General features: G+C 46.7%; 18 protein-coding genes. 9 read left to right on the top strand and 9 right to left on the bottom strand.

Translation table 11 applies throughout. The features are described 5' to 3' along the window. Positions 1–221 precede the first annotated feature (221 nt). Entirely contained in the window at positions 222–1,961 is a 1,740-nt protein-coding gene (locus BF9343_RS15465; protein ID WP_010993311.1) for a thiamine pyrophosphate-dependent enzyme, read from the bottom strand. A gap of 240 nt (positions 1,962–2,201) precedes the next feature. Between BF9343_RS15465 and BF9343_RS15460 the strand changes: the two genes are divergently transcribed. Further along, positions 2,202–2,420 (top strand): winged helix-turn-helix domain-containing protein, encoded by a 219-nt coding sequence (locus BF9343_RS15460; protein ID WP_005789734.1) that lies wholly within the window; start codon positions 2,202–2,204, stop codon positions 2,418–2,420. Positions 2,421–2,542: 122 nt separating this feature from the next. Here the strand turns inward: BF9343_RS15460 and BF9343_RS15455 are convergent, their stop codons facing one another. Beyond that, positions 2,543–2,968 (bottom strand): DUF6249 domain-containing protein, encoded by a 426-nt coding sequence (locus BF9343_RS15455; RefSeq protein ID WP_005789733.1) that lies wholly within the window; start codon positions 2,966–2,968, stop codon positions 2,543–2,545. Between the two features lie 133 nt (positions 2,969–3,101). On the opposite strand from BF9343_RS15455, the gene BF9343_RS15450 reads away from it, so the two are divergent. From BF9343_RS15450 to BF9343_RS15440, 3 genes are all read left to right on the top strand, one after another. Then, positions 3,102–3,653 carry an RNA polymerase sigma factor gene (locus tag BF9343_RS15450; protein WP_005789731.1) on the top strand — a complete coding sequence of 184 codons (552 nt, stop codon included), beginning with the start codon at positions 3,102–3,104 and terminating at the stop codon, positions 3,651–3,653. Beyond that, positions 3,653–4,024 (top strand): hypothetical protein, encoded by a 372-nt coding sequence (locus BF9343_RS15445; protein ID WP_005789729.1) that lies wholly within the window; start codon positions 3,653–3,655, stop codon positions 4,022–4,024. The genes BF9343_RS15450 and BF9343_RS15445 overlap by 1 nt, the downstream gene beginning before the upstream one ends. Positions 4,025–4,113: 89 nt before the next feature. Next, the gene (locus tag BF9343_RS15440; protein WP_010993310.1) at positions 4,114–5,127 is read left to right on the top strand and encodes a threonine aldolase family protein; all 1,014 of its coding nucleotides are present in this window, start codon (positions 4,114–4,116) and stop codon (positions 5,125–5,127) included. Positions 5,128–5,246: 119 nt separating this feature from the next. Here the strand turns inward: BF9343_RS15440 and BF9343_RS15435 are convergent, their stop codons facing one another. Then, positions 5,247–7,460 (bottom strand): TlpA family protein disulfide reductase, encoded by a 2,214-nt coding sequence (locus tag BF9343_RS15435; RefSeq protein WP_005798983.1) that lies wholly within the window; start codon positions 7,458–7,460, stop codon positions 5,247–5,249. A gap of 743 nt (positions 7,461–8,203) precedes the next feature. On the opposite strand from BF9343_RS15435, the gene BF9343_RS15425 reads away from it, so the two are divergent. From BF9343_RS15425 to BF9343_RS15405, 5 genes are all read left to right on the top strand, one after another. Continuing rightward, a complete protein-coding gene (locus BF9343_RS15425; protein WP_010993309.1) occupies positions 8,204–9,424 on the top strand; it encodes a BamA/TamA family outer membrane protein in 1,221 nt (406 codons plus the stop codon). Next, positions 9,411–11,111: a lipid A phosphoethanolamine transferase gene (locus BF9343_RS15420; RefSeq protein WP_010993308.1), complete on the top strand. Its 1,701-nt coding sequence runs from the start codon at positions 9,411–9,413 to the stop codon at positions 11,109–11,111. The genes BF9343_RS15425 and BF9343_RS15420 overlap by 14 nt, the downstream gene beginning before the upstream one ends. Before the next feature lie 298 nt (positions 11,112–11,409). After that, positions 11,410–13,041 carry a sensor histidine kinase gene (locus BF9343_RS15415; RefSeq protein WP_009292983.1) on the top strand — a complete coding sequence of 544 codons (1,632 nt, stop codon included), beginning with the start codon at positions 11,410–11,412 and terminating at the stop codon, positions 13,039–13,041. Between the two features lie 301 nt (positions 13,042–13,342). Continuing rightward, positions 13,343–14,284, top strand: a complete 942-nt coding sequence (locus BF9343_RS15410) for a DnaJ C-terminal domain-containing protein (RefSeq protein ID WP_005789714.1) — start codon at positions 13,343–13,345, stop codon at positions 14,282–14,284. A gap of 15 nt (positions 14,285–14,299) precedes the next feature. Further along, positions 14,300–14,611 carry a chaperone modulator CbpM gene (locus BF9343_RS15405; RefSeq protein WP_005789711.1) on the top strand — a complete coding sequence of 104 codons (312 nt, stop codon included), beginning with the start codon at positions 14,300–14,302 and terminating at the stop codon, positions 14,609–14,611. Between the two features lie 144 nt (positions 14,612–14,755). Here BF9343_RS15405 and BF9343_RS15400 read toward each other — a convergent pair whose 3' ends face one another. From BF9343_RS15400 to BF9343_RS15375, 6 genes are all read right to left on the bottom strand, one after another. Beyond that, positions 14,756–18,781 carry a glycoside hydrolase family 2 TIM barrel-domain containing protein gene (locus BF9343_RS15400; protein ID WP_010993307.1) on the bottom strand — a complete coding sequence of 1,342 codons (4,026 nt, stop codon included), beginning with the start codon at positions 18,779–18,781 and terminating at the stop codon, positions 14,756–14,758. 232 nt (positions 18,782–19,013) lie between these two features. Then, positions 19,014–20,717: an acyl-CoA dehydrogenase family protein gene (locus BF9343_RS15395; protein WP_005789707.1), complete on the bottom strand. Its 1,704-nt coding sequence runs from the start codon at positions 20,715–20,717 to the stop codon at positions 19,014–19,016. Positions 20,718–20,720: 3 nt separating this feature from the next. Next, positions 20,721–21,740 (bottom strand): electron transfer flavoprotein subunit alpha/FixB family protein, encoded by a 1,020-nt coding sequence (locus tag BF9343_RS15390; RefSeq protein WP_005798976.1) that lies wholly within the window; start codon positions 21,738–21,740, stop codon positions 20,721–20,723. Between the two features lie 15 nt (positions 21,741–21,755). Then, positions 21,756–22,628 carry an electron transfer flavoprotein subunit beta/FixA family protein gene (locus tag BF9343_RS15385; RefSeq protein WP_005789703.1) on the bottom strand — a complete coding sequence of 291 codons (873 nt, stop codon included), beginning with the start codon at positions 22,626–22,628 and terminating at the stop codon, positions 21,756–21,758. Between the two features lie 399 nt (positions 22,629–23,027). Beyond that, positions 23,028–24,908: an alpha-L-fucosidase gene (locus BF9343_RS15380; RefSeq protein ID WP_010993306.1), complete on the bottom strand. Its 1,881-nt coding sequence runs from the start codon at positions 24,906–24,908 to the stop codon at positions 23,028–23,030. A gap of 76 nt (positions 24,909–24,984) precedes the next feature. Then, a complete protein-coding gene (locus BF9343_RS15375; protein WP_010993305.1) occupies positions 24,985–26,676 on the bottom strand; it encodes a RagB/SusD family nutrient uptake outer membrane protein in 1,692 nt (563 codons plus the stop codon). Between the last annotated feature and the right edge of the window lie 2 nt (positions 26,677–26,678).

The raw sequence follows: 26,678 nt of genomic DNA, 5'->3' as shown, positions 1-26,678 counted from the left end.
AAAGGTTTGAGGATGTGTCGAAACTCGTATTCACGACAGATTACATAGATTTACACAGACGAATATGATTAGTTATCAATAGATTAAGTTCACTCTGTGATAATCTGTGTAATCTGTGTAATCTGTGGTGAATTATACCTACCTCCTTCGGTGCGTTTCCCTGCTCAGTTTTGAAATGCAGTTGGTGGATGTCTGTCAATCACATATCCATCCGTCCGTCATTAAAATACCTCTCTGATATGTTTGAAATTCGAATTAATCGTATCGATAACTTCTTGTGACCGACCATTGATCAGCAGTTTATACATAGACTGGGCAAAGCCTACCATCTGCCCCAATTCGATTTTCGGAGGCATAGCCAAAGCATTCGGATCAGTCATGACATTTATTAATACTGGACCTTCCAGCTCGAAAGCGTTACATAATGTATTTAATACTTCTTCCGGATCTGATACGTTGAACCCTGTCATCCCCATTGCTTCGGCTACTTGTGCGAAATTCGGATTTAGCATATCGGTCTGCCAGTCCGGCAATCCGTCTACTTCCATTTCCAGTTTTACCATACCTAGCGAACGGTTATTGAATACGATGATTTTTATGGGAAGTTTATATTGCACTACTGTTTCCAGGTCACCCAATGTCATGGACAGTCCTCCGTCACCACAAAGTGCGATCACTTGCCTGTCCGGACAAGCCAATGCCGCTCCGATGGCCTGTGGCAATGCGTTTGCCATAGAACCATGATTGAAGGATCCCAGCATGTGACGCTTTCCGGTTGCCTGCAGATAGCGGGCACCCCATACACACGTCATGCCCGTATCTACCGTATAGATGGCGTCGTCGGAGGAAATATTATTAATTTCGGACATTACATATTCCGGATGGATCTGGTCCATTTTGCCTTTGTCTTCCGTATATGCCGCCAGATCCTTCTTAACCCCTTCATAACGTTTCAGTTGTTTCCGTAAGAAAGAGTCATTCTTCTTTTGTTGCAACATAGGCAGCAGGGCACGGAGTGTAGAACGTACATCTCCGCAAAGCCCGAGATCCACTTTGGCGCGTCGTCCCAGTCTTTCGGGCTTAATGTCTACCTGAACGATTTTGATATCGTCGGGTAGAAAAGCAGAGTAAGGGAAATCGGTGCCCAACATGACAAGTACTTCCGCTTCATGCATGCTATAATAGCCCGAGGGCATGCCCAGCAGGCCGGTCATCCCTACTTCATAGGGATTGTCATATTGTACTTCCATTTTTCCTTTAAAAGTGTATGCTACAGGAGCATTTAAGGTTTCAGACATCCGGATGATTTCTTCATGTGCCCCTTTGCAGCCTATGCCGCAAAACAAAGTGATACGTTCGTAATGATTGAGCATCCCTGCCAGCCGTATCAGGTCTTCTTCTGCCGGACAGACAGACGAGGCAAGCGGATAAATCTGTTCCGAGGACTCTACCTTGACTGCCGGTTTCTTTGCCAGGTCGCCGGGAAGTCCGACTACGGCTACTCCTTTCCGGGTGGTTGCCGTCTGGAGGGCCGATTGCAGCATACGGGGAAACTGCTCGGGAGTAGTAGCCACTTCATTGTAAAAGCTACAATCGTTGAATAGCTTGACGGTATTGGTTTCCTGGAAATATTCGGTTCCGAACTCTCCTGTCGGAATAGTGGAAGCGATGGCTATCACAGGTGCTCCCGAGCGATGCGCATCGTAAAGTCCGTTAATTAAGTGGACATGCCCCGGACCACTGCTACCCGCACAACATCCCGGTAGTCCGGTCAGTTGCGCTTCTGCACCTGCGGCATACGCACCGGTTTCTTCGTGGCGGACATGAATCCACTTCATTACCTCATTTTGCCTCACGGCCTCGTTTACTTCGTTCAGGCTGTCGCCTGTCACTGCATAAATTCTTCTGACGCCCGCCTCAATCAGCGTATCGACAAGCTGTTCTGCTACCTTCTTTGCCATATTTATCGTTAAGTTTAGGTGATTTGATGTTGCAATAACAGGTAGTTGTGATAAAAAGTTGTATATTTAACGTATGCTAATATCCTTGATAGATGGGTATATAAGACGAATTTTATGTTAAAAATATCGTATGTGATATGTTTTTAGTGTCTTTGTAATAACAATGCGTGCATAATTTTGTTAACTTTCACCGCGTAAATAGTAACTTTATGTGTTTTAACCTTTAAACTTTTGTATCAAATGGATAAAAATGAAATCGGCTTGAATGCCGGAAAAGTTTGGCAATTGTTGAGTAACAATGACAAATGGAGTTATGGTAACTTGAAAAAGAAATCCGGACTGAAGGACAAGGATTTGGGGGCAGCTCTGGGTTGGTTGGCCAGAGAAGATAAGATTGAGTTTGAACAGGAAGAGGAAGAACTCTATGTTTACCTCTGTGTAAATGTTTATATTGGGTAGATGATGCTGCTTATTATGACAAAGAAATCCCCGGAACAGTCCATTTGAAGTGTACCCCAAAAGTCAGATACGAATATTGGGGGACACATCAATTGCCGGCATTACATTCCGGGGATTATTTTTTATTTCTCTTTCTTTTTCGCTGCAAAGTTCTGTTCTATCAGGAAAGAGGCCACTAATCCTGCTCCTCCGAAAAGAAGGGTACACGAACCGTAGATGACCCCAACCATCTCGCGGGTATACCCTCTGTCGAGTCTGTCGAGATCGTAGGGAGAAAAACTGACATAGCTCAAGATAAATCCGACTAGTAGCCCTAAGCCTACTCCCAGCAATAAGCAACCGCCTTTCAGGGCTCCGAATGATAGTTGGGGACGATTAAAGTCGGGCAGACAGATTTTTCCGTTTAGCTCAAGATCGGTTTGAGACATTTTCTCTCCTAACTTTTCAATAAGCGTGATGCGTTCGCGTCTGCACGCAAAGAGTTCGAACAATTTGTAAATACCTAAAGTAATGATGCCTACAATTAAAGGGGCTGTAATAAAATCCATCATGATCGTATGTTTTTAAGTGAATAATTTCGTTCTTTGCACTGTTTGACGCAGCAGGCTGCGGAAAGGTTACAAAGAAAAAAATATTTTTGGGCTGTAACCTTTCAGATTTGTCAGCGTCTAACCGGATATCATGGTACAGAACGACGAAACACAATATATAGCACGGATACTGGATGGAGATACAGAATGTTTTTCTGCATTTCTCGATCGTTACAGCCGTCCGCTTTATGTGCTGATTGTACAAATAGTCGGTTGTTCCGAAGATGCGGAAGAGTTGGTCCAGGATGTATTCCTGAAAGCTTTCCGGTGTCTGGGTAGTTATAGAGGGGAGTGCCGTTTCTCTACCTGGCTTTATCGGATTGCTTATACCACGGCCGTATCTGCCACACGCAAGAAAAAGCAGGAGTTCCTTTATATAGAAGAGAACACGATCAACAACGTGCCCGATGAAAAAGCTGACGATATACTTTATCCTACTGATGATGAAGAGCGGACAGCGAGGTTGATTCAGGCTATCGATTTACTGAATGTCGAGGAAAAAGCCTTGATTACACTTTTCTATTATGAAGAAAAGTCGATAGAAGAGATAGGAGAGGTGCTGAAACTTTCGCCGGGAAATGTGAAGGTAAAGTTGCATCGTACCCGCAAAAAGATTTATGTATTGATGAACGGAAAGGAGTGATGATGGAAACAAATAAGAAGCATACGGAAAATGCGTTGAAACAGGCCCTCCAAAGGAGGCAGCCCGGCAGATTGCCGTCCAATTTTAATTATCGGATGATGGAGCAGATCCGTCTGGAAGCGGAAAAACAACAGAAGCGGAAGGAGAGGGTCATGCTGTGCGGCATGATTGCGGGTATATTGCTATTGTTGGGAGTGGGAGTATATACGCTTGTTTTCAAATTGGAATTCAATTTCAAGGAGTACTTGTCCGGTATGGATTTTTCTCATGCTGATTCTTCCCTGTTGGCTTTCTATAGCTATATTGCAACGTTGGTCCTGTTGTTGCTCGGATTGGATTACTGGCTTCGTAAGAAGAAGTTTCATTCCTGAACAGTCTTTGGGGGCACTCTGTGGTGAAATCCTTTCTTTTTCTGCGAATAATTTTCTTCCTTTGCAGAATAATTTATCTTTAACACACTATGAGAAGTTTTGCCTCTGATAATAATTCGGGTGTGCATCCTGCCATTATGGAAGCCCTGACACGGGCTAACCGGGATCATGCCTTGGGCTATGGCGACGATTTGTGGACAGAAGAAGCTGTCCGGAAAATTAAAGAAACGTTTGTAGCCGATTGTGAGCCACTGTTTGTTTTCAATGGAACAGGCAGCAATGTCATTGCCCTGCAATTGATGACTCGTCCTTACAACTCTATCCTTTGTGCCGAAACTGCGCACATTTATGTGGATGAATGTGGCTCTCCGGTGAAGATGACCGGTTGTCAGATCCGTCCTATCGCCACTCCCGACGGAAAACTGACTCCGCAACTGATCACACCCTATCTGCATGGCTTTGCCGACCAGCATCATTCCCAGCCGGGGGCCATTTATCTTTCGGAATGTACGGAACTGGGTACTATTTATACACCCGACGAATTGAAAGCCATCACTTCGTTGGCCCATCAATACGGTATGTGGGTACATATGGACGGTGCGCGCATCGCCAATGCTTGTGCTTCGCTGGGGCTTTCATTGCGAGCGCTGACTGTGGATTGTGGTATCGATGTGCTTAGTTTCGGTGGAACCAAGAACGGGCTGATGATGGGAGAGTGTGTGATCGTATTCGATGATTCGTTGAAGTCGGAAGCGCGTTTCATACGCAAGCAATCGGCTCAGTTGGCATCCAAAATGCGTTATCTATCCTGTCAGTTCACTGCCTATCTGACAGACGAACTGTGGCTGAAAAACGCAACCCATGCCAATGCTATGGCAAAGCGTCTTGCCGATGCCCTGGAACAGGTTCCCGGCGTACGTTTCACTCAGAAGGTGGAAAGCAACCAGTTGTTCCTGACTATGCCCCGTGCCGAAACAGATCGCATGCTGCAAACTTATTTCTTCTATTTCTGGAATGAGGAAGCCGACGAAATACGTCTGGTCACTTCATTTGATACAACGGAAGAAGATATCGATACGTTTATCCGTATACTGAAAAATTAGTTTTATATCCAATAGGGGCAGATGCTCATCACAGGGTAACACAGAGTCTCACAGAGGGAAAAATAATAGAAATTAAAACTCTGTGGGACTCTGTGTTACTCCGTGGTGAACAATCTTTTTTATTCCTTCCTTATCTTAGATTCTTTCAGGAACAGTTCGATATTATACATCGGGAAGTTCTCGTCCAGCAATTTGCCGTCCCGATCCAACAATACGTAACGGGGAATGCCATTGAAATGGAATAGTTCCCTCAGATAGTTATAGTCGCTTTGTGGAAGGCGGAAGATGGTTTCCTCTTTCAGATGCTTCTCCACATAGTTTTCGTAAGCTTTTTCAGGTGAGTCCTGATTACTGGTGACAAAGATAAACTTGATATCGGGACTGTTGCGGTAGTCTTTTCTCAAATCAGCATGTTGTTCGATGCTGGCACGGCAAGGACCGCAAGACGTTGCCCAAAAGTCGATAATTACAAATTTTCCCAGATAAGGTGCTGTCAGTTTACGGATAATGTCCGTACCTTTTCCTGCCGGAAGTTCTTGTGGCTTGTTCCCCTGTACGGGATAAACCTGACGGTACATACGTTCGGCTTCTGCTACCAGGAATGGGTCGTGCAGATATCCCTTCAGTGTGTCCAGCAGGGCAAAAGCCTTCTTCTCGTTCTCAAGTGTTTTGGCTAGGAACGGATAGGAACGTGTCAGGATAAGTTCGCCGACTACCGGGAAGGGCATTCCTGTTGTGTCCTGCAATATCTCCTTTTTTTTCCTCCAGCTTTCTGCATATTTCTCCATCCGATCGTCCGTCCCATTCTTTATTTGCCAGCTTGCCGGGAGAAAAGGGTTCATAAATTCAATGCGGTTGATAAAGGTGGAGAAGTTGTTGCAACCGATGCTGCGGACATCATTCAACGGCATTGCTTTCAGGAAGTCATAATAGTCCGGGGTTTCCTTTATTTTCAATATCGTGTTGGTCGTATCTTTACGGGCATCCATGTCTCTCATCAGGATAAACTCCAAGAGCCAGGCGCCGTAATTTATCATCACATCGTTCTTCAGCATTTGCATCGCTTCGGGTTGTAGTGTTTTCGATTGCTCCAGCGAGTCGACCCGATGCATCCACAACTTGTACATCGGTTCCTGCTGTGTTTTGAATTCAGAGGGTGTCAGCGTTTTGCATGCATTCTGTATGATGTGATAGTCTTTTGAGAACAGCGGTTCACAAGGCATCAGTTCCTGATTTATGCTGCTTGAAGGTCCCATGTACAGAGTTTCTGTCAACATAGGTTTCAGTCTCCTCTGGCGTAGATAGTCCAGATGGTCTTCCCAATTGATATAAAGCATCAGTGTCTCGCCCGGCCTGATATAGAACGTCATCCAGTTGTTGCCCATAGAGAGGTGATGTACTCCGGGATAATTGACGACGAAGTCCGATTCAAAGCGTCCGTCCGGATGGATGGTGACTACGGCGGGAGTGCCTTCATTAGTTATGTGATTGTCCGTATAAATCAGTACGGTAGTGAATCCCAGTTTGGGACTGTAGCCATCCAGGAATCCGCGTATGTGAACCGTGTCTTTCCGGAAGAAGGCTGTTTGTGGGGCTGTGGCTGCTGTTGTTGCCGCATAATTTCTTTGTGGACGCCCGGCACGGATATACTTATTGGCTTTTCCCCCGTTTTTTCCGATACATAGGTTGCCGTCTTTTTCCTGTGTTATTTCAAGCAGGCACTGTTCGCCTGTTTCGTCTTTTAAGTTCAGTTTGAATTTTTTTCCCTGTTTCCGGCAAAGATCATATTTCCAGAAACGGTTGTCCATAATGGCTAGTGAATCATAAATTCCGATGTCCCATCCGTTTTGGGCATCGGCTTGCTGCCAGTTGCCGTGAATCTTGCGGAGGGAGGCCTGTTCTTTGGTTTCCTGAGGTTTCACCAGCAAGATGCCGTAAGTATTGGTTTCCGAATTCAGGTTGTCGTCCATCCAGTCTATCCGGGTAGTGCCTTCGGGCAAGGGAGGATAGGTGATGACACAATCGTCCTCTATGATACCGGAGGCGGGAGTCGTCACCTGTTCGCCAAATTTACGTCCTTCTATGCGCAGGGGATACAGTTGCTTTTTGCTTTCGGGAGCGTAAATGTAAGTCAGGCTGTCCAGACTGGTCCACCATTGCGGGCGGAACACAGTCCGTATCGTCAGTCGGGTTTCTGTTGGCGAGAGTTCTATTTTCGAGATGGTGTGTATACTTCCCTGACGTGTTTCGAAAGGGGGATTTTCAATCACTGTCTGTGCTGTGATGTAGCTGCTTCCCAAAAGTAGCAGTAAGAAGAGTAGTTTGCTTTTCATATATGTATCGTTAAAGTTGAGACTGTAAAGATAAAGATTTGTCGGTAAAAACCTTACGGAACGTTACTTTATCTTTGTCCGGAAGATAGATTCTTGTACTTGGGAAGGCAGGGAATACCAGTTGTGCAACTGGTGCATGACGAGTTGTGCAACTGGTAGTGCCCGAGTTGCACAACTCGTATGCTGCCGGATGGGTAACTCGTCGTACTGATGTTCCGAAGGAGTGGAACTTGCCTTGGCAAGAAGGCATAATAAAGGTCCGGACCTTCGCAGGGGCGGACCTCAGGTTATACAAACCACGCTCTCCTTGGGGGGGGGAGACGGGTCATTTACTGAAAACAATCGGATTGATTGTCTACCTTAAATACCTATTATGATAGCTTTCTTAACTAACCTTTATCTTATTGTAATGCTAAGTGGGGCTGTCTCTAATATCCGGTGTAGTGCAGCCGGCATCATGGAAGCATTGTTTAAGGTTGGGGAATGTGTTAAGCTGTATGATACAAATAAAGCGGATTTAATTTACTTAAGGAATAGCAGGGAGCTTTTATTAGTTGACATTATAGGTTATTTACAAGTTTTTGGGATTGAGCCATACGGTCTCATACCTTGGATTTTGAACATTTTCTGTTTATTAAGTGTTAAATGGAGGCAATAAAAGATAAAAGAGAATGTAATATGATTGTAACAAGGCGGGATGAAACTACTTTTGCAAATTGAGTTTTCTAAAGAGGGAACAATATATGAGACCTAGACACAAAAACTGGCTATTACTGGGATGCTTCTCCATCGTGTGGACTGCATCTTTGGCACAAGGAGAGAATCACAACGACAGCCTCTCACCGATTACGCATATTCCTGTGATAGAGGACTCTGCTTCTGTATCCGTCACTGCTGATTCTGTCGCGGTGAAACGTAGTTTCTTCAAGAAATTCCTGGACTACTTCAATGATGCCAACAAGGAGAAGAAGAACAAAAAGTTTGACTTCAGTGTGATCGGTGGCCCGCATTATTCCAGTGACACCAAACTCGGACTGGGCTTGGTAGCCGCCGGACTATACCGTACCGACCGTGCCGATACACTGCTTCCTCTCTCTACTGTTTCGCTGTATGGCGATGTGTCCACTGTCGGGTTCTATCTGCTCGGTGTACGCGGAAGTCATATATTTCCGAAAGACAAGTACCGGCTCAATTATAACCTTTATTTCTATTCTTTCCCCAGTCTGTATTGGGGCGTCGGCTACCGGAATGCGGTGAATGACGAGAATGAAAGCAGTTACAAGCGCTTTCAGGCACAGGTAAAGGTTGACTTTATGTTCCGGATGGCAAAAAACTTCTATCTGGGGCCTATGGCAAGTTTCGACTATATCGATGGGAGGAATTTTGAGAAACCCGAGCTTTGGCAAGGGATGGATGCCCGCACCTCCAATGTCAGTGCGGGACTTTCTCTGGTGTACGACTCGAGAGATTTCCTGACGAATGCCTATAAAGGATATTATCTGCGCATAGACCAGCGTTTCAGTCCGGCATTTCTGGGGAATGACTACGCTTTCAGTAGTACGGAACTGACCACCAGTTACTATCGCCGGGTGTGGAAAGGCGGAATACTTGCCGGACAATTCCATACCCTGCTGACCTACGGCAATCCGCCTTGGGGGCTGATGGCTACCTTGGGAAGTTCGTACTCCATGCGTGGCTATTATGATGGCCGGTACCGCGATAAGAATGTGGTGGACATGCAGGTGGAACTCCGCCAGCACGTATGGAAACGGAACGGAGTAGCCGTCTGGGTGGGAGCCGGAAATGTTTTCCCCGACTTTTCCTCATTCAAAGTGAAACATATACTTCCCAACTATGGCTTTGGCTATCGGTGGGAGTTTAAGAAGAGAGTAAATGTACGATTGGATTTAGGGTTTGGAAAAGGCCAGACCGGATTTATATTTAATATCAATGAAGCTTTTTAATAGTATAAAAAAATGGTTCGGTAATCAGGAGAATTTGTTCTACCTGTTCCTGTTTGTGCTGATAGTGCCCAACGTTGTATTGTGTTTCACCGAACCTTTGCCGCTTGTAGCCAAGATTGCCAATGTCCTGTTGCCATTGGGGTGTTATTATCTGATTATGACCCTTTCCAGGAATTGCGGAAAGATGCTCTGGATTTTATTCCTTTTCGTATTCTTCGGGGCCTTTCAGATCGTGTTGCTCTATCTGTTCGGGCAGTCCATCATTGCGGTGGATATGTTCCTGAACCTGGCGACTACCAATTCTTCCGAAGCCATGGAGTTGCTCGACAACCTGTTGCCGGCTTTGATTACGATTGTGATCCTGTACATCCCGGCCCTGATACTGGGGATGATCTCCATTGTCCGTAAGCGTACGCTTTCCGTCGGCTTTATCCGCAGGGAACGGAGACGTGCGTGGGTTGTGCTGGGTGCAGGTCTGGTATCGTTGGGAGCGGCCTTCCTGTTGGATAAGAAGTACGAGATGACTTCCGATTTATATCCGGTCAATGTGTGCTATAACGTAGTGCTTGCCGTGGAGCGGAATGCCCGGACTCTCGATTATGAAGAGACTTCGAAGGATTTCACTTTCAATGCCGCCGCCACGCATCCGGCAGAAGACCGGGAGATTTACGTACTGGTAGTGGGAGAGACTTCCCGTGCGCTCAATTGGTCGTTGTACGGTTATGATCGTGAGACAAATCCCAAACTGTCGGAGGTATCCGGCCTGACGGCTTTTACGAATGTGCTGACCCAATCGAATACAACTCATAAGAGTGTTCCGATGCTCATGTCTGCCGTTTCGGCAGAGAATTTCGATTCCATCTATCATCAGAAAGGAATTATTACCGCTTTCAAAGAAGCAGGTTTCAAGACAGCTTTCTTCTCCAATCAGCGTTACAACAACTCTTTTATCGACTTCTTTGGAAAAGAAGCCGATCACTGTGACTTCATCAAGGAAGATTCGTTGACTGCCGGTCAGAATCTTTCGGATGATTATCTGCTGGCATTGGTGCAAGAGGAACTTGCGAAAGGAAACCGCAAACAGTTTATCGTGTTGCACACCTACGGGTCACACTTCAACTATCGGGAACGTTATCCTGCCGAAGCTGCCTTTTTCCAACCCGACAGTCCTGCCGATGCCGAATTTAAGTATCGGGATAATCTGATTAATGCCTATGACAATTCCATCCGTTATACCGACGATTTTCTGTCAAGGCTGATCGGCCTGCTGCAGCAACAGGATGCCGGGTCGGCTATGCTCTATACTTCGGATCATGGAGAAGATATTTTTGACGACCATCGTCATCTCTTCCTGCATGCGTCTCCCGTGCCTTCCTACTATCAGTTGCATGTACCGTTCATTGTCTGGACTTCGGACACCTATCGGGAGAAGTATCCTGAGCATATGGACGCTTTACAGAAGAATCGTCACAAATCTGTTGCTTCGAACCGGGTGGTGTTCCATTCGGTACTCGATCTGGCCGGGGTGACCACCACCTATGTAAACGATTCATTATCGGTGGCCAGTCCGTCCTATACAGAGTTCCCCCGTTTTTACCTGAACGACCACAACGAGCCGCGTTCGTACGATGACATCGGGTTACGTAAAGAGGACTTTGAGATGTTCGGAAAGATGGGGATACGTTGAAAATGCCGGGCTAACGTGCAATCCGGCAAGGAGCAGGATTCACTACAGATTACACGGATTTATACAAAACGATTTTTAATCGATTGATAACCAATAATATTTATCTGTGTAATCTGTAGTGAATACGAGTTGTGACACATTTACATTTGCCGCATGGTTTGATTTCGGGAGATACCTTGGGATAGATAAGTGTCAGCATCTCGAAACTTTGCTTCCTTTCGGTACTTTTGTTGTGTTTTGTGTTGAAAGTAGGAGAATAATATCTATATTTACTGTCGATTCATCACAACATGCAATTATGACAATCCAACTACTATTGGTGACGGGAGTAACAGACTGTCTGTGGCTTTATGTATTATCCCTGCTTTTGTTTCTGACCGTTTGCTTCCTGCTCTATCAGAACTTCCTGCTTCGTAAGTCGGCTTCGGCTGATGACGACTATCGTCGTTTCCTGTTTGATATTTTAGATAATCTCCCGTTTCCTATCATGGTGAAAGATATTCAGGAACAATTCAAGTATACCTACTGGAATAAAGAATCCGAGTTACAGTCGGGCATCAGCCGCAAAGATGCCGTCGGCTTCTCCGATGTCGATATCTTTGGTGAAGAAAGGGGGAAGCAGTACCGGAAGATAGATGAGGATCTTGTCAGGGCCGGAATACCTTATAAGGCGGAAGAGAGGTATGTCACTGCTGACGGAAAAGTGCACGATACACTTGTGATGAAGTCGATCATATCTTCGGGTAAATTGGGTAAATGGCTGTTGGTGGCCCGTTGGGAAATCACCCAGCTGAAAATGTACGAAAGAGAACTGCTGGCTGCCAAAGAGCAGTTGGAAGGAGCCGTATGTAAGCAAAAACTGGCTTTGAGAAGCATTGATTTCGGATTGATTTATATCGACCGGAACTATCTGGTGCAATGGGAAGAGACCGGTAATATTAAAAATCTGGTTTCCGGACGCCATTATACTCCCGGCACTGTTTGCTACCGGACTACGGGGCAGGGAACCCAACCGTGCGGAAAATGTGCTTTTCGGGAGGCTATCGGTACCGGTAAGATCGTGAGACACATCACCCATGTGGATCATGTGGACTTTGAGATCACCGCCACCCCCGTTTATGATGATACGGGAAACGAAATTATCGGCGGACTGCTACGCTTTGAAGATATTACCGAGAAACTGAAAGTAGAACGTATGTTGCAGGAAGCCAAAGAGAAGGCCGAAGAGTCCAATCGGCTGAAGTCGGCGTTCCTTGCCAATATGAGCCATGAAATACGTACGCCGCTCAATGCCATCATCGGTTTCTCCGATCTGATTTGCCAGACGGACGATGTTGAAGAGAAGGAGGAGTATATCCGGATTGTCACTTCGAACAATGAGCTTTTACTGCAATTGATAGATGATATTCTCGACCTGTCGAAAATAGAAGCGGGGACAATGGATTTCTCTTATGCCCCGACGGATATCAATGAACTGATGGAAGACATCTGTTTACAGATGCAGCAGAAGAATCAACGCCCGGAGGTGCAGATCATGTTTACTGAAAAAGAACCCGGTTGCGTAATCAATACCGACCGTTTGCGCTTGTCACAGGTCATCATGAATTTGATGAACAATGCAATGAAGTTCACTTCCGAAGGTTCCATTACTTTGGGCTATCGGCTGACCAGGCAAAAGGACGAACTTTATTTCTTTGTAAAGGATACAGGTATCGGCATCCCTGCCGATCAGGCGGGAAAGGTTTTCGAGCGTTTTGTCAAACTGAATACTTTTATCAAAGGTACCGGACTGGGACTTGCCATCTGCCGGGTGATTATCGAACGGTTGGGAGGAACGATCGGAGTGGAGACCCGGGAAGGAAAGGGTTCCTGCTTCTGGTTCCGTCTTCCTGTCAGAGAGGATATGCTGCTCGAAAGCCCTGTCCGTTGAATTTGATTCACCACTCTCTTGAAGTATTTGCCGGATGGACCTGAAGGTCTGTTTTGATCTGGCCCGGTATTGTTGTCAAGGATATGTTCTTGTTTTGTGAGGAGTATAGCCGGGCTATGTGACGAATACAAACGGTGGAACAGACCGAAAGGAAACTCAAGGCGGACCGATAAAGCTCCAATGAAATTTTATTCGGGTAAAATCTAAATAGGCTCTTAATTTGTGCTAAAACTTGAATCTAAAACTCAGGTTGGCGTGTTGTTTGTATACACTTAATATAGAGGTTTAAATATATAAAAACATGGCTTATATAGATTATTACAAGATTCTCGGAGTTGACAAAAATGCTTCTCAGGATGATATTAAAAAGGCTTTCCGTAAATTGGCCCGTAAATATCATCCGGACCTGAATCCTAATGACCCAAGCGCTAAGGATAAGTTTCAGGAGATTAATGAAGCTAACGAAGTATTGAGCGATCCGGAGAAAAGGAAAAAGTACGACGAATACGGCGAACATTGGAAACATGCGGACGAATTCGAAGCGCAGAAGAAGGCGCGGCAGCATGCCGGTGGAGGCGGAGGAGGATTCTCCGGCTTTGGCGGAGACGGCGGTTCTTATTGGTACTCGTCCGATGGAGAGGGGTTCTCGGGTGGTGATGCCGGAGGATTCTCGGACTTCTTTGAATCTATGTTCGGACATAGAGGAGGAGGCGGACGAGGCAATGCAGGCTTCCGAGGACAAGATTTTAATGCAGAATTGCACCTGTCTCTTCGCGATGCGGCCCGGACCCACAAACAGGTGTTGAATGTGAATGGCAAACAGGTTCGTATTACGATACCGGCCGGTGTAGCCGACGGACAGGTGATTAAGTTGAAGGGATACGGAGGCGAAGGCATCAACGGTGGCCCTGCAGGAGACCTGTATATCACTTTCAAGATAGCCGAAGACTCTGTATTCAAGCGTCTTGGAGACGACCTGTATGTGGATGTGGAGATGGATCTTTATACTGCCGTACTGGGTGGTGAGAAGGTGATCGATACACTGGAAGGTAAAGTGAAACTGAAGATAAAGCCCGAAACCCAGAATGGAACGAAAGTGCGCCTGAAAGGTAAAGGTTTTCCCGTTTATAAAAAAGAAGGACAGTTTGGCGACTTGATCATCACTTATTCAGTCAAGATACCTACCAATCTGACAGATAGGCAGAAAGAACTGTTCAGAGAGTTACAACAGAGTATGAACTAATAATGAAAGAGCACTATGCAGACCGAATTAATAATTGTCAGTGAATACTGTCACAAATGTCATATTGAGCCTTCATTTATCGACCTGTTAGAGGAAGGTGGCTTGATTGAGGTACGCACCGAGGGAGGCGAGCACTATCTGCTTGCGTCGCAACTTCCGGATGTGGAACGATACAGCCGTATGTATTATGACCTGTCCATCAATATGGAAGGTATCGATGCCATTCATCATTTGCTGGAAAGGATGGAAATCATGCGAAGGGAAATCAGTTCGCTCCGGAACCAGCTTATTGTCTTTAAGAGAGAAGGCATTATGGAGGATTGGTGAAAAGATTGTTTCATGTGTTGAAATACTGAGGTCCCGATGGTTTCGGCCGGAGCCTCTATATCATATAAACAGAGCCTTTATCAAGGGCGGACAGAGTGTCTGTTCCGCCCTGATAAAGGCTCTGTTTTTTATGCTTGCCTGTGCTTATTCAGCCAGGATAGTCAGTTCGGCACCCGAAGCATAGTCTTGTCCGCGTTGTTCGCTCAAGGCGGTGAAGCGGATATAACGGGCTTTCACAGGTTTATCGAACATTACTTTCTTCTCTTTCAGGTCTCTTGCGAAAGTACCTTTCAGGATAGGTTCACCCCATTCTTTACCGTCCATACTTACGTGGATGGTGTAGTCTTTCACATTACCGTTGCTGCTGTCCTGACGGGGCAGGTAAGTGAAACCTTTGATTGTTTTCACTTCGCCGGCATCCAGGTCTACCCAATGCGGGTGTTTAGCCACCGTTACAGAGAACATGGTGTGCCAGATGGTATTCGGATCACCGTCTGTCAGGTTCTTGGCTTCGCCACCGTCCGATTCTTCGCTACTTGCGTAGATTACTTCTGTCTGGATGCTTTCGATCTTGTCGAATGTCATGCTTGCCTTGATGAAAGGTGCATCTTTGAACCAGGCAGTCACCGTACCGCCATTGCGTAGTGCGATCGGTTCGGTATAAGTTTTGGATTTACTCTTATCTACTGTATAAAGGATAACGGCGTCTTTTTTCTGTGATGATACAGATACCACACCGGCACGGTTGCGGGTTATGGACAACGGCATCTCTCCGGCGGGAGCTACATTGGCTGTTACAGTCAGGTCTTTACCTGCGGGGCGGATAATGAAACCTGTGTTGTGATGGCTGGCGAAGACACGGTCTTGCTCCAACGGGCCGCCTTGACCGCAGCTGTTACCACCCAGGCCGGTTACGGCTGCATCCAGGTGAAGATAAGTATCACCGGCTTTCGGTAACTGATACGGATGTGAAGCCAGAATCAGGTCGAGTGCAGAGTAAGGCAGAGCTGAAGCCGACAAACGGTCGGTAGCTATAAACACGGCACCGTTGCCTGCATTGTTGGTCAGGGCACACCAGCGTACGTCTTCGTGATTACCCATATCTTGCGGTTTGGGGAAGTTGACGAACTCTCCGGCAACCGTATTCTTATGTTGCTCGATGAACTGTCCTACTTTACGGTCGGCGTAGTTGTCGATAGGACCGCGTCCGTAGTAAGTAAAGTTGGCATATTGCTGAGGCACACGTACCATGTATCCCAGACGAGGCAATACGAGACTCGGCTGATTGGAGGTGATGCTTGCTTCCAGTTCGATAGAACCGTCTTTGTAGACTGTCCATACCTGGTTGGTAGTAAACTTGAAGTCACTGCTGCCGAACTTCTTGTCTGTCAGTTCCTCAATCTTGTTCTTGCCCGAGCTTGTTCCACCCAGAATCTTGGCTGCATTAGGAGCCTGAGACTGTACTGTGAATGACAATACGACTGTACCATCTTCTTTGGTAGTCATATTGAACCCGGTAGCTGAATGCTTCAGGTTGTGCAAACCATTATCAAACCACTGTGAATAGAACCAGTTATCGTTATTGGTGAAAGCACGGAGCGCATCCAGCTTCGGACCGTTGCCGTCAGTAATCACCTTCTCGTTTCCGTATGTCAGACTGTAGATAGTACCTGTCTTGATATCGAACTGAGCTGTGTAACCATTGCCTTTGATGGTAATGATATCGCTCGCTTTAGTCATCATCACTTCCGGTTTGTCGCCCTCGGCTGCTACGGTGGCGATAGAAGGACGTGCGGTAGCCTCTTTCACAAGTATCTGTTCTTCTGCTTGTGCGAAGTTCTTGTCAGCCCAAGGCATGTTGTCTTTCAGCAGGAATTGAATCTTCACGAAATATTCCGAATCGGCTTTCAGCTTACTGAACTGATAAGGAACAGTAATCTGCGTACGGGTACGCGGAGCTACTTCGCCTATGCTCAATAGGCCCGATTGTGCTTCTTTGCCGTTTTCGTAGAGTGACCATTTCACATCATAGTCCGAAAGGTTCTTGAAGTAATACTTGTTGAACACTTCAAACCGGCCTTTTTCTACATCGATAGCCTTCACGTCGATGTGCTGGTATACCTTTTTCACTTCATAATACTGAGGTTTCGGTTCCAGATCGCCGAATACGATACCGTTCATAACGAATTGACCGTCGTTCGGAGTATCGCCGAAATCACCGCCATAAGCCAGGTAGCGTTCACCGGTTTTCTTGTCATAGTTGTACATCGATTGGTCTACCCAGTCCCAGATTGCGCCGCCGCAGAAGAAGTTGGTCGATTCGATAGCTTCCCAGTAGTCCACCAGGTTACCGCAGGCGTTACCCATAGAGTGAGCATATTCCGAAACGTGGAACGGATATTTGATGTCATAGTTGCCTTTCACAGCACCGCGCATCCAGCCGATGGAAGGATACTGGTTGGAACCCATATCGACGATATCGTTGTTACGTTCATACTGAACAGGGCGTGAGAGGTCGAATGCTTTCAGTGCATCGTAAGCTGCTATGAAGTTCTTTCCCGGTCCGGCTTCGTTGCCTAATGACCAGATGACAATCGAAGGATTGTTTACGTTGGCATGAACCATTTCCATCACACGGGCTACATGGGCGTTTTTCCATTCCACCGGATGAGACAGGGAAGCGGCTCCGTAATAATACTCGTGAGATTCGATGTTGGCTTCATCTTCCAGGTAGAGTCCGTATTTGTTGCACAGATAGTACCAGTACGGATCGTCCGGATAGTGAGAGTTACGTACGTGATTGATGTTGGCACGTTTCATCAGCATAACCTCTTTCTCCATCATTTCACGGGTGATGGCATGTCCCACAGCCGGATTTGATTCGTGGCGGTTGACACCTTTCAGTTTTACGGTTTTGCCGTTTACGTAGTAATAGCGGCCTGCCAGTCCGAATTCGTCAGCAGAAGCAGGAGTATCTTTGATTTCCACTTTGCGGAAACCTACGGTAGTCGAAACGGTTTCTATTGTTTTGCCTTTCTTGTCTTTCAGTTCTGCAACGAGTGTGTAGAGGTGGGGGAATTCAGCCGACCATTTGTTGGGGGACTGTACGTTCATGATCGCTTTTTCCGCTTCTACGGTTTCGTTCGGGTTCACCAGATTCACAGTGGCCGAAGCAACGGCATTGGCAACCGGAGTGTTTTCATCCGAGTACAGTTTATTAGCATATAGTGTATACGCCATCTGGTATCCTTTGGCTGCTTTCTTGCCAAAGTTGCGGATGTCGGCGCTGATGGCCAACGAACCGTTGGTGTATGTCTCGTCCAGGTCGGGGATTACCACGAGGTCACGTACCTGTACTTTTGGAGTAGAGTAGAGAGCTACGGTACGGAAGATACCCGGTAAGCGGAACATATCCTGTGCTTCGAGGAACGAGCCGTCTGAACTGCGGTATACTTCGGCAGCAACGGTGTTCTTTCCTTTTTGCAGATAGGGGGTGATATTGAAACTGGCCGTATTGCGTGAGTTTTTTGAGAAACCTACGTACTGGCCGTTGATCCAGAGGTAGAAGAAAGAGTCCACACCGTCGAAGTTGATAAATACTTCACGACCGTCCCAATCTTGGGGGATGTCGAAGTCGCGACGGTAGGAACCCACTTCGTTACGGTATTTATAAGTAGTCCAGTTAGTGGGAGGAGTACGCATCACACCTCCGCGCCAGTCGTCTACTTTCACTTTGTGCATGAAAATGACAGGTTGGTTCACATAGATAGGTACTCCGTATTTCAGGCTACCGTCTTTCTGGATACCATAGATATTCCAGCTTGAAGGGACGGGAATGTTGTCCCAGCCCGAAACATCGAAAGTAGTCTGATAAAAATCTTTGGGGCGAGAATCCGGATCGGGTGCCCAATTGAATTTCCAGTCACCATTCAGTGACAACCAGTATTTACTGTTCTCCGGTAACACTTTGCGTGCGCTTTCCACATCCTGGAAGGAAAAGAACCAGGCTCGTGGTTGTTCTTTGTTGAGTGCAATGTTCTCCGGTGATTCCCATTCATTGCCCACCGGGGCTTTTTCCGAGGCATACTTAAATCCCTCTAAAGGTCGTTGACCGGCAAAGCAGAGCGTAACCATGCTGCATAGTATCAGACCTAACGTGATTTTCCGCATAATTGTTTTTCTTTTAATAGATTATTTACTGAAGTTTTTCGTGTCATATTGAGCCGTAATCCGGTATCTCTTTAATTTTGTTGCAATATTCGTAAAAACCAGCCACATAGCCAAATCATTTGACATTAATTGGGTATTTTCGGAGGATAAAATGCCTTGTTGCCCTCCCGTAATGCAAAAAGAAAAGGGATCCGGTCGTCCGAATCCCTTTTTTAGTATTGGAGTAAACTCTTTACTTTCTGTAGTAAGCCAGATCGTCTTTATCGAATTTGCGGATAAAGTTGATATGTTTTTCTACTTCAGCTTCTGCATAGCGTACATATACTTGAGCCGATTCAGAGAACAGATCGCTCTTTGAAGCGTCCTGTACCATCAGGTGACCCATGATGATGTGAGCTGCCATTTCTACGAGGCGGCGTGCACAGAAGTCGAGCAGTTCCTGATCTTTTGCCTCTGTGATTTGAGTCACACAAGCCGCGTATTTGCTTGCCATGCTTTTCAGACGGTTCTGTAAGCCTTCCAGTTCGGGAGCTACCGGCATATTCTCGTATTCCTGGATACGGGCCAGGTAAGCGCCGGTCGTTACATAACGGATGGCGGCCACAACCTGCAACTGAGTGGTACCCTCGTAAATGGAAGTGATACGTGAATCACGGTAAATACGTTCGCAGGCATAATCTTTCATAAAGCCCGAACCGCCGTGAATCTGAATACAGTCGTAAGCGTTCTGGTTGGCAAACTCACTGCCCATGCCTTTGCCCAGCGGGGTGAAGGCGTCAGCCAGTTTAGCGAATGTTTTCTGTTCGGCACGTTCTTCCGGAGTCAGTTTGCGCTCCTTGGCAATGTCGTCCAGTGCTTTGTAAACGTCTACGAAACGGGCTGTCTCGTACAACAGTGAACGGGAAGCATCCAGTTTGGCTTTCATCAGAGAAAGTATTTCGGCCACGGCGGGGAATTCGATGATTGCCTTACCGAACTGTTTACGATCTTTGGCATAAGCCAGAGCTTCATTGTAAGCAGCCTGTGACAATCCTACCGACTGAGCGGCAATACCCAGGCGGGCACCGTTCATCAACGCCATTACATATTTGATCAGACCCAGTTTGCGGTCACCGCAAAGTTCGGCCTTGGCATTTTTATATACCAACTCGCAGGTAGGAGAGCCTTTGATACCCATTTTGTTCTCAATACGGCGTACGTTTACTCCACCATTGCGCTTGTCGTAGATGAACATGGAAAGACCGCGTCCGTCGTGTGTTCCTTCTTCCGAACGTGCCAGTACGAGGTGAATATCGGCATCACCGTTTGTGATGAAGCGTTTCACTCCGTTCAGATACCAGCATTGGTCTTTTTCACTGTAAGTGGCTTTCAACATGACAGACTGGAGATCGGAACCTGCATCCGGTTCCGTCAGGTCCATTGACATGGTTTCACCCTGGCATACGCGGGTGATATAACGTTGCTTCTGTTCTTCGTTGGCAAATTCGTAAATGGTTTCAGCACAATCCTGCAATCCCCACAGGTTCTCGAAACCGGCATCACTGCGGCTCACGATATCGGCAGCCATAATGTACGGAGTGATCGGGAAGTTCAAGCCTCCAAAACGGCGGGGCATAGCCATGCCCATCAGCCCTGCTTTGCGGCAGGCATCCAGGTTCCGGGTAGTCCCGCTGGCATAGGTCACACGATTGTCGGCGCAGACCGGGCCTTCATGATCGACACCTTCTGCATTGGGAGCGATGATGTCACCACAGATTTCTCCTACAATTTCCAGCACTTTGTCGTAGCTGTCCATTGCGTCTTCGAAGTCTACCGGAGCATAGTCGAATTTATCTTTATCAGCATAGTTGCGCTCTTTCAGCTCAACAATTCTCTTCATCAACGGATGGTTCAAGTGATGCTTGAGTTCCGGAGTATCTAAATAAAAGTTAGCCATTTCTTACTTACTGTTTTGTTTATAATACTTAATCATCTTCGGTACAACTTCTTCGATGGTTCCGTTGATTACATAGTCTGCAATCGTATTGATCGGAGCTGACGGATCGTTGTTGATAGAGATGATGATACCGCTTTCCTGCATACCGGCGATGTGCTGAATCTGTCCGGAGATACCGCAGGCAATATAGAGTTTGGGACGTACCGTAACACCGGTCTGTCCGATCTGGCGGTCGTGCTCAACGAAACCTGCGTCTACGGCTGCACGGCTGGCACCTACTTCTGCGTTTAATACCTTTGCAAGATCAAACAGCAAGTTGAAGTTTTCTTTCGAACCTACACCATAACCACCGGCGATGATGATGGGAGAACCCTTCAGGTTGTTCTTTGCTTTTTCTACATGACGTTCGATGACTTTCACTACGTAATCGGTGTCGGCTACATATTTCTTCACATCATGATGGATTACTTCACCTTTGTAGTCTGCTGCCAGAATGGCTTTTTTCATCACTCCTTCGCGAACGGTTGCCATTTGAGGACGGTGTTCGGGGTTGACAATGGTAGCAACGATGTTGCCACCGAATGCAGGACGAATCTGATAAAGCAGGTTCTTGTAGACCTTGCCTTCTTTCTTATCTTCGTGATCGCCTATTTCCAATGATGTACAGTCGGCTGTCAGACCACTGGTCAGGGCTGAGGATACGCGCGGACCGAGGTCACGACCGATAACGGTTGCACCCATCAGGCAGATTTGCGGTTGTTCTTCTTTGAACAGATTGACCAGGATTGAAGTGTGGGGGAGTGAAGTATAAGGATAAAGTCCTTCACCGTCGAATACATGGAGTTTGTCTACTCCGTACGGGAGGATCTGTTTTTCAATATCTTTAAGTCCGGTTCCGGCAACGACTGCTTCGAGCTGGCAACCCAACTGATTGGCTAACGAGCGTCCTTTTGTCAGAAGTTCGAGGCTTACGTCTGCGACGATGCCGTCTTCTATTTCGCAATATACAAATAAGTTATTCATATCTTTTCTCTCCTCTTATCCAATAGTGTGGTTCTCCAACAGTTCAACAATCAGTTCTTCCACTTCACGGTCGCTGCCGCTGATGGTTTTACTCTCTTTCGCTTGGAACACGATGTTCTGGATCGCTTTTACCTTTGTCGGCGAACCGCTGAGGCCGCATTGTTTCAGATCACCGTTTACGTCTGCTACGCTCCATTCCACCAGATTCAGGTAGTCACGGGTGTCGTACAGGTCGGTGTAGTCCAGGTTACCCTGTTGCTTCTCGGTAATGGTTTTGGCGTGTTTGTACTTCTGAACCAGTTTAGCATTGCGCGGGCGGCAGGGAGCTGCACTTCCGTTGACAGTGATAACGATGGGCAAGGGTCCTTCTACTGTTTCCACACCGCCGTCGATGTGGCGTTTTACGGTGATGCTTCCGTCACCTACTTTCAGGATCTCTTCGGCATACGTAATCTGAGTCAGTCCCAGCTTTTCTGCAACCTGCGGTCCTACCTGTGCCGTATCTCCATCGATAGCCTGACGACCGCCGATGATGATGTCATATTCACCTATTTTCTTGATGGCTGTTGCCAGAGCGTACGAAGTAGCCAGCGTATCAGCACCGGCAAAAGCACGGTCTGTCAGCAAATAACCGTTATCGGCACCACGGAAAAGTCCTTCACGAATAATGTCAGCTGCACGTCCCGGTCCCATGGTCAGGATGGTAACGGTAGAGCCTGGGTGAGCATCTTTCAGTCGGAGAGCCTGTTCTAGAGCATTCAGGTCTTCGGGGTTGAAGATGGCAGGGAGTGCCGCACGGTTAATAGTTCCGTCGGCTTTCATGGCATCTTTCCCAACGTTTCGTGTGTCGGGAACTTGTTTTGCCAATACAACAATTTTCAAACTCATGTTATTAATTTTAGTATTAGTATTTCTACAAGTTAGCAGCCAGTAGTCAGTAGTAAGGTTCTTGCTATTCACTATCCGGTTAACTATCAGCCTGCAAATTTAAGCAAACGCTTGGTTCTGACAAGAAATCTATCTGAAAAATGCACAAGTTTAAGGATTCTGAGCAACTTGTCGGGGTCTTACGATCATGAATACAGGGTTATCGTCAGCTTTCAGATCTTTTAATTCGGGAATGTTTTATTGATAAAATCTTCGTTGCCGGAGTAGGTCAGTAGCGTTCTTGCCCGCCGGTACGATCTTTCTTATAAGGTATCTATTGAGAAAAGAGGGAAAGAGTAGAATATTGGAGGTATGCCTCAGATTTATGAAAACTTCCGGCATACCTCCGGAATAATGTTGTTATTGGATTCCTATTTCTGCAAATCCCATAGTTTCTCCTTCAGTTACCATTTTGGTCGGTTTCAGAGAGAGGTATCGTGCTTTCACCGGAGTGAAGTAGACGGACTGTAGAATCGGATTGTTTTTAATATTTGAGAATTCTCCTTGGGCTACTATCCGGTTTACCGCATTTGCTTCGGTACCCACAGATAGTTCATAAGAGGAAATCAATCCTTTGTTGTATTCACTCTGATCCGGTAGATAATGGAAAGAGGTGATGGTACGTTCTTCTCCCAGATCGATCACCAATGCATCTCCCTCGACAAAAGCAGTGGTGTTCTTGTCTTTATCCATGCATTTTTTAGTTTCTTCTTCGGGTACTCCGACAAGTGTAAACGGATAACTTTTCAGTTCTTTTGCTTCCACGGTGAATGTGTCGGCTGTTTCACCTGCATAATAGGCCTCTATATTATTGATACAAAGGCAGGCACGTGCATCAGTGAAACGTATGCGGAGTTTATCGGTCGAAACGGTTTCAAAGCGCAATAAACGTTTGTAGCCCACGGTGGTAGTCTCTTCATTGAGTTTGACCGGAAGCCATTTCCCGTCTTTATCATATTCCACGATGAACGATTTGACACGTTGTCCCAACGGGATATATTCCTGGATCATCATACGGTTGACCTTCTCTGTTTTCGGAAAGTCGAACTCTATATCTGCGGCAGTCACGCCGTCATTGGTAGCCCAGTAAGTATCCCAGCTTTCGTCTGTTGCGGCTTTGGCAGAGAATTGTCCTCCTCGTTCATCCGAGGCTTTGGGACGGATGCCGGCAAGCAGATTGTGTGCCAACTGCTTTTGTACATTCTTGTGGAAGTTTACTGCATTGGCCGAATCGATCGGGTGGATCAGACCGTCGCGGTCAACGGGGAAGTTAAGCAGGAGGGTGGCGTTGTGTCCCACGCTCCGGTAATAAAGGTCCGTTAATTGCTCTACGGTTTTTACCCGGTCGTCTTCTTCCGGATGATAGAACCAGCCCGGACGGATGGAGACGTCACATTCTGCCGGTACCCATTGGTTGCCGTCGGCATGTCCGTATTGCAGTTCGCGATATTTCGGATAACCCGGATACACTTCACCTGCACGCAGGAATGACCAGTTGGTGGCTCCGGCAAATCCGTTTTCATTACCCACCCAACGGCAACCGGGACCTCCGTCGGAGAAGACGATAGCTTGTGGCTGAAGCTTGTCCAGTATTTCGTAAATTCGCGGATAATTGTAGTAGGTCTTACGATCAATAGTACGGCTGTCTTTGGCTCCGCCATACCATCCGTCACCTCCGTTGGCCCCGTCAAACCATACTTCGAATACTTCACCATAGTTGGTCATCAATTCAGTCAGTTGTTTATGGAAGTAATCTACGTATTCCGGTGTGCCGTAATTGGCCTGGTGCCTGTCCCATGGAGAGAGGTAAACAGCGAACTTGATGCCATATTTCTTACAAGCGGCAGCCAGCTCGCCGACGATGTCCCCTTTTCCGTCTTTATAAGGAGTATTGCGGATGCAATACTCCGTCAATTGGGTGGGCCACAGGCAGAAACCGTCATGATGCTTGGCGGTGAGGATCACACCCTTCATGCCTGATTCGACAAACGTTTTCACCCATTGTTCACAGTCCAGTTTGGTTGGATTGAACGTTTTCGGTTCCGAATCGCCGTATCCCCATTCCCGGTCGTTGAAGGTGTTCAGACCAAAGTGAACGAAAGCATACGTTTCCATTTTCTGCCAGTCTACTTGTTTCTCTTCGGGAACGGGTAAGATGGCTTCGGGAGCTTTCACAGTTGGAGCGCAGGCGCCAAGTAGGGTCAGGGCGGCTCCGGCATACAGTAGTTTGTTTATTTTCATGATATGTTAAAAGGGTTAATGGTGCAAAGATAAAAAAATCCCCGGAAACTCGTTCCGGGGACTAACTAAAAAGCAATTATTCCCATCCCGGATTTTGCGGGAGAAGGTTATCATTTCTCTGAAGTTCCCCGGTCGGTATCGGACGCAAGTAGAGTCTGTCATTCCAGGTGCGGCTCTTGCCGGCTTCATAAGAGTAGTTATCATTGGTATAAGCAGGATATACAATCGCGTATTGGCCTTCTTTATAAGGCTCACGTTTTCCGATGTATGTCTTCACGTTGTTACAGATTGCACCGGCTTTCCAACGGGCCAGGTCGTCCCAACGGAATCCCTCTCCGGCCAGCTCGATACGGCGTTCGCGGCGAATCTCTTGTAACAGCGGAGTCAGGCTGTATCCCCATGCCGGCCAGTTGGGATCGGTGAAACCAACTTCCAGTGTCAGGTGCGGCATGCCCGCCCGGTCACGCAATACGTTGATGGTTTTGTTCAGATCCGCTTGCGTAATCGTTCCCAGCTCGGCTTTAGCCTCTGCGTTTATCAGCAAGGTTTCTGCATAGCGATAGGCAATGCCGTCATAAGTATTATTGTTTGCTTCGAAAGCTTTGTCTGTCGGTATGAAGTATTTGATGGATTTATATCCGGTCAGGCAGTATTGTGAAATGAAGTCTTCTTCTTTCTCGATGTATGTACTGTCATTGGTGGCTACAGTTACTCGTGTCGGAAAGTCCCAAGTCAGAATGGTTTGCTTCAGGCGCGGATCGCGGTCGGTCGTTTCATCCTTCATATTGGTATCCCCTTTATACTGGTCGTTTCCTGTAATGGGTTTACCATTTAGGCACAGATAGCTTTCTACAAAATCTTTTGAGAAACCTGTGTTTGCTTCTGCCAGCGTACGGCTCATGCCATGTTTTCTTTTACCATCCAGATAGGTGACCGGGAGAATGGCCTCTTTCAGATTCGTTTTGTCTTCCATCACAAATACGTCATAATAGTCTTTTTCCGGATGTCCGGTGTTATAGATTTCGTATTTACCGGTTGCCATGATTGCATCTGTTTCATCAGCAGCCATTTTCAGCAGGCGGTCAGCTTTGTCTGTCCATCCCAATTCGGTATGATACTTATAGTATGTACCTTCGTGCAGGCAAGTTCTGGCTTTCAGTTGGCGTGCTACATCTTTCCCTATACGTCCGGTAGCCGGTTTTTCGGGCAACCATTGGATGGCAAAATCAAACTCTTCAATGATTTTATCCATCACTTCATAACGTTTTAGTTTCGGACCGTAAAGAATATCCGTATCGCCTGTACCCAGATCTTTATCCAACCAGGGGATATCACCGAATGTTCTCATCAGTCCGGCATATTGCATTGCCTTAAAGAAGCGGACTTCTGCTACATACTGGTTGATTTCCGACTCCTTACCGCTTACGGTCTGATAGTGAGTCAGGAAATAGTTGACTAGCCGGATCGGTTGCCATCCGCCTTTACTCCAATTACACCAACTAGCTGCTTCCGCAGGGGTGCTCAACTGATTCCAGAAGAACTGAGGAATACTGTTGGGCACCTGATTGTCACTTTCACCATCTGCTATCGAGGTTACACCTCCGGGCAGATAACTGTAGAATTGATTGGCATACGTTTCTAAGTCTCCTGTGGTATTCCAGAAGGTTTTGTCATTGATCGCTTCCGGGGCTCTTTCCAGGAAACCGTCATTACAACCCGATAGGGCGAGTGTTGCCACTCCGATGTAGAATAGATATTTGATTTTCATAA

Origin of the sequence: Bacteroides fragilis NCTC 9343 (assembly GCF_000025985.1) — a bacterium.
Taxonomy (GTDB): Bacteria; Bacteroidota; Bacteroidia; order Bacteroidales; family Bacteroidaceae; genus Bacteroides; species Bacteroides fragilis.
This window is presented reverse-complemented; position numbering and strand designations above follow the sequence as displayed.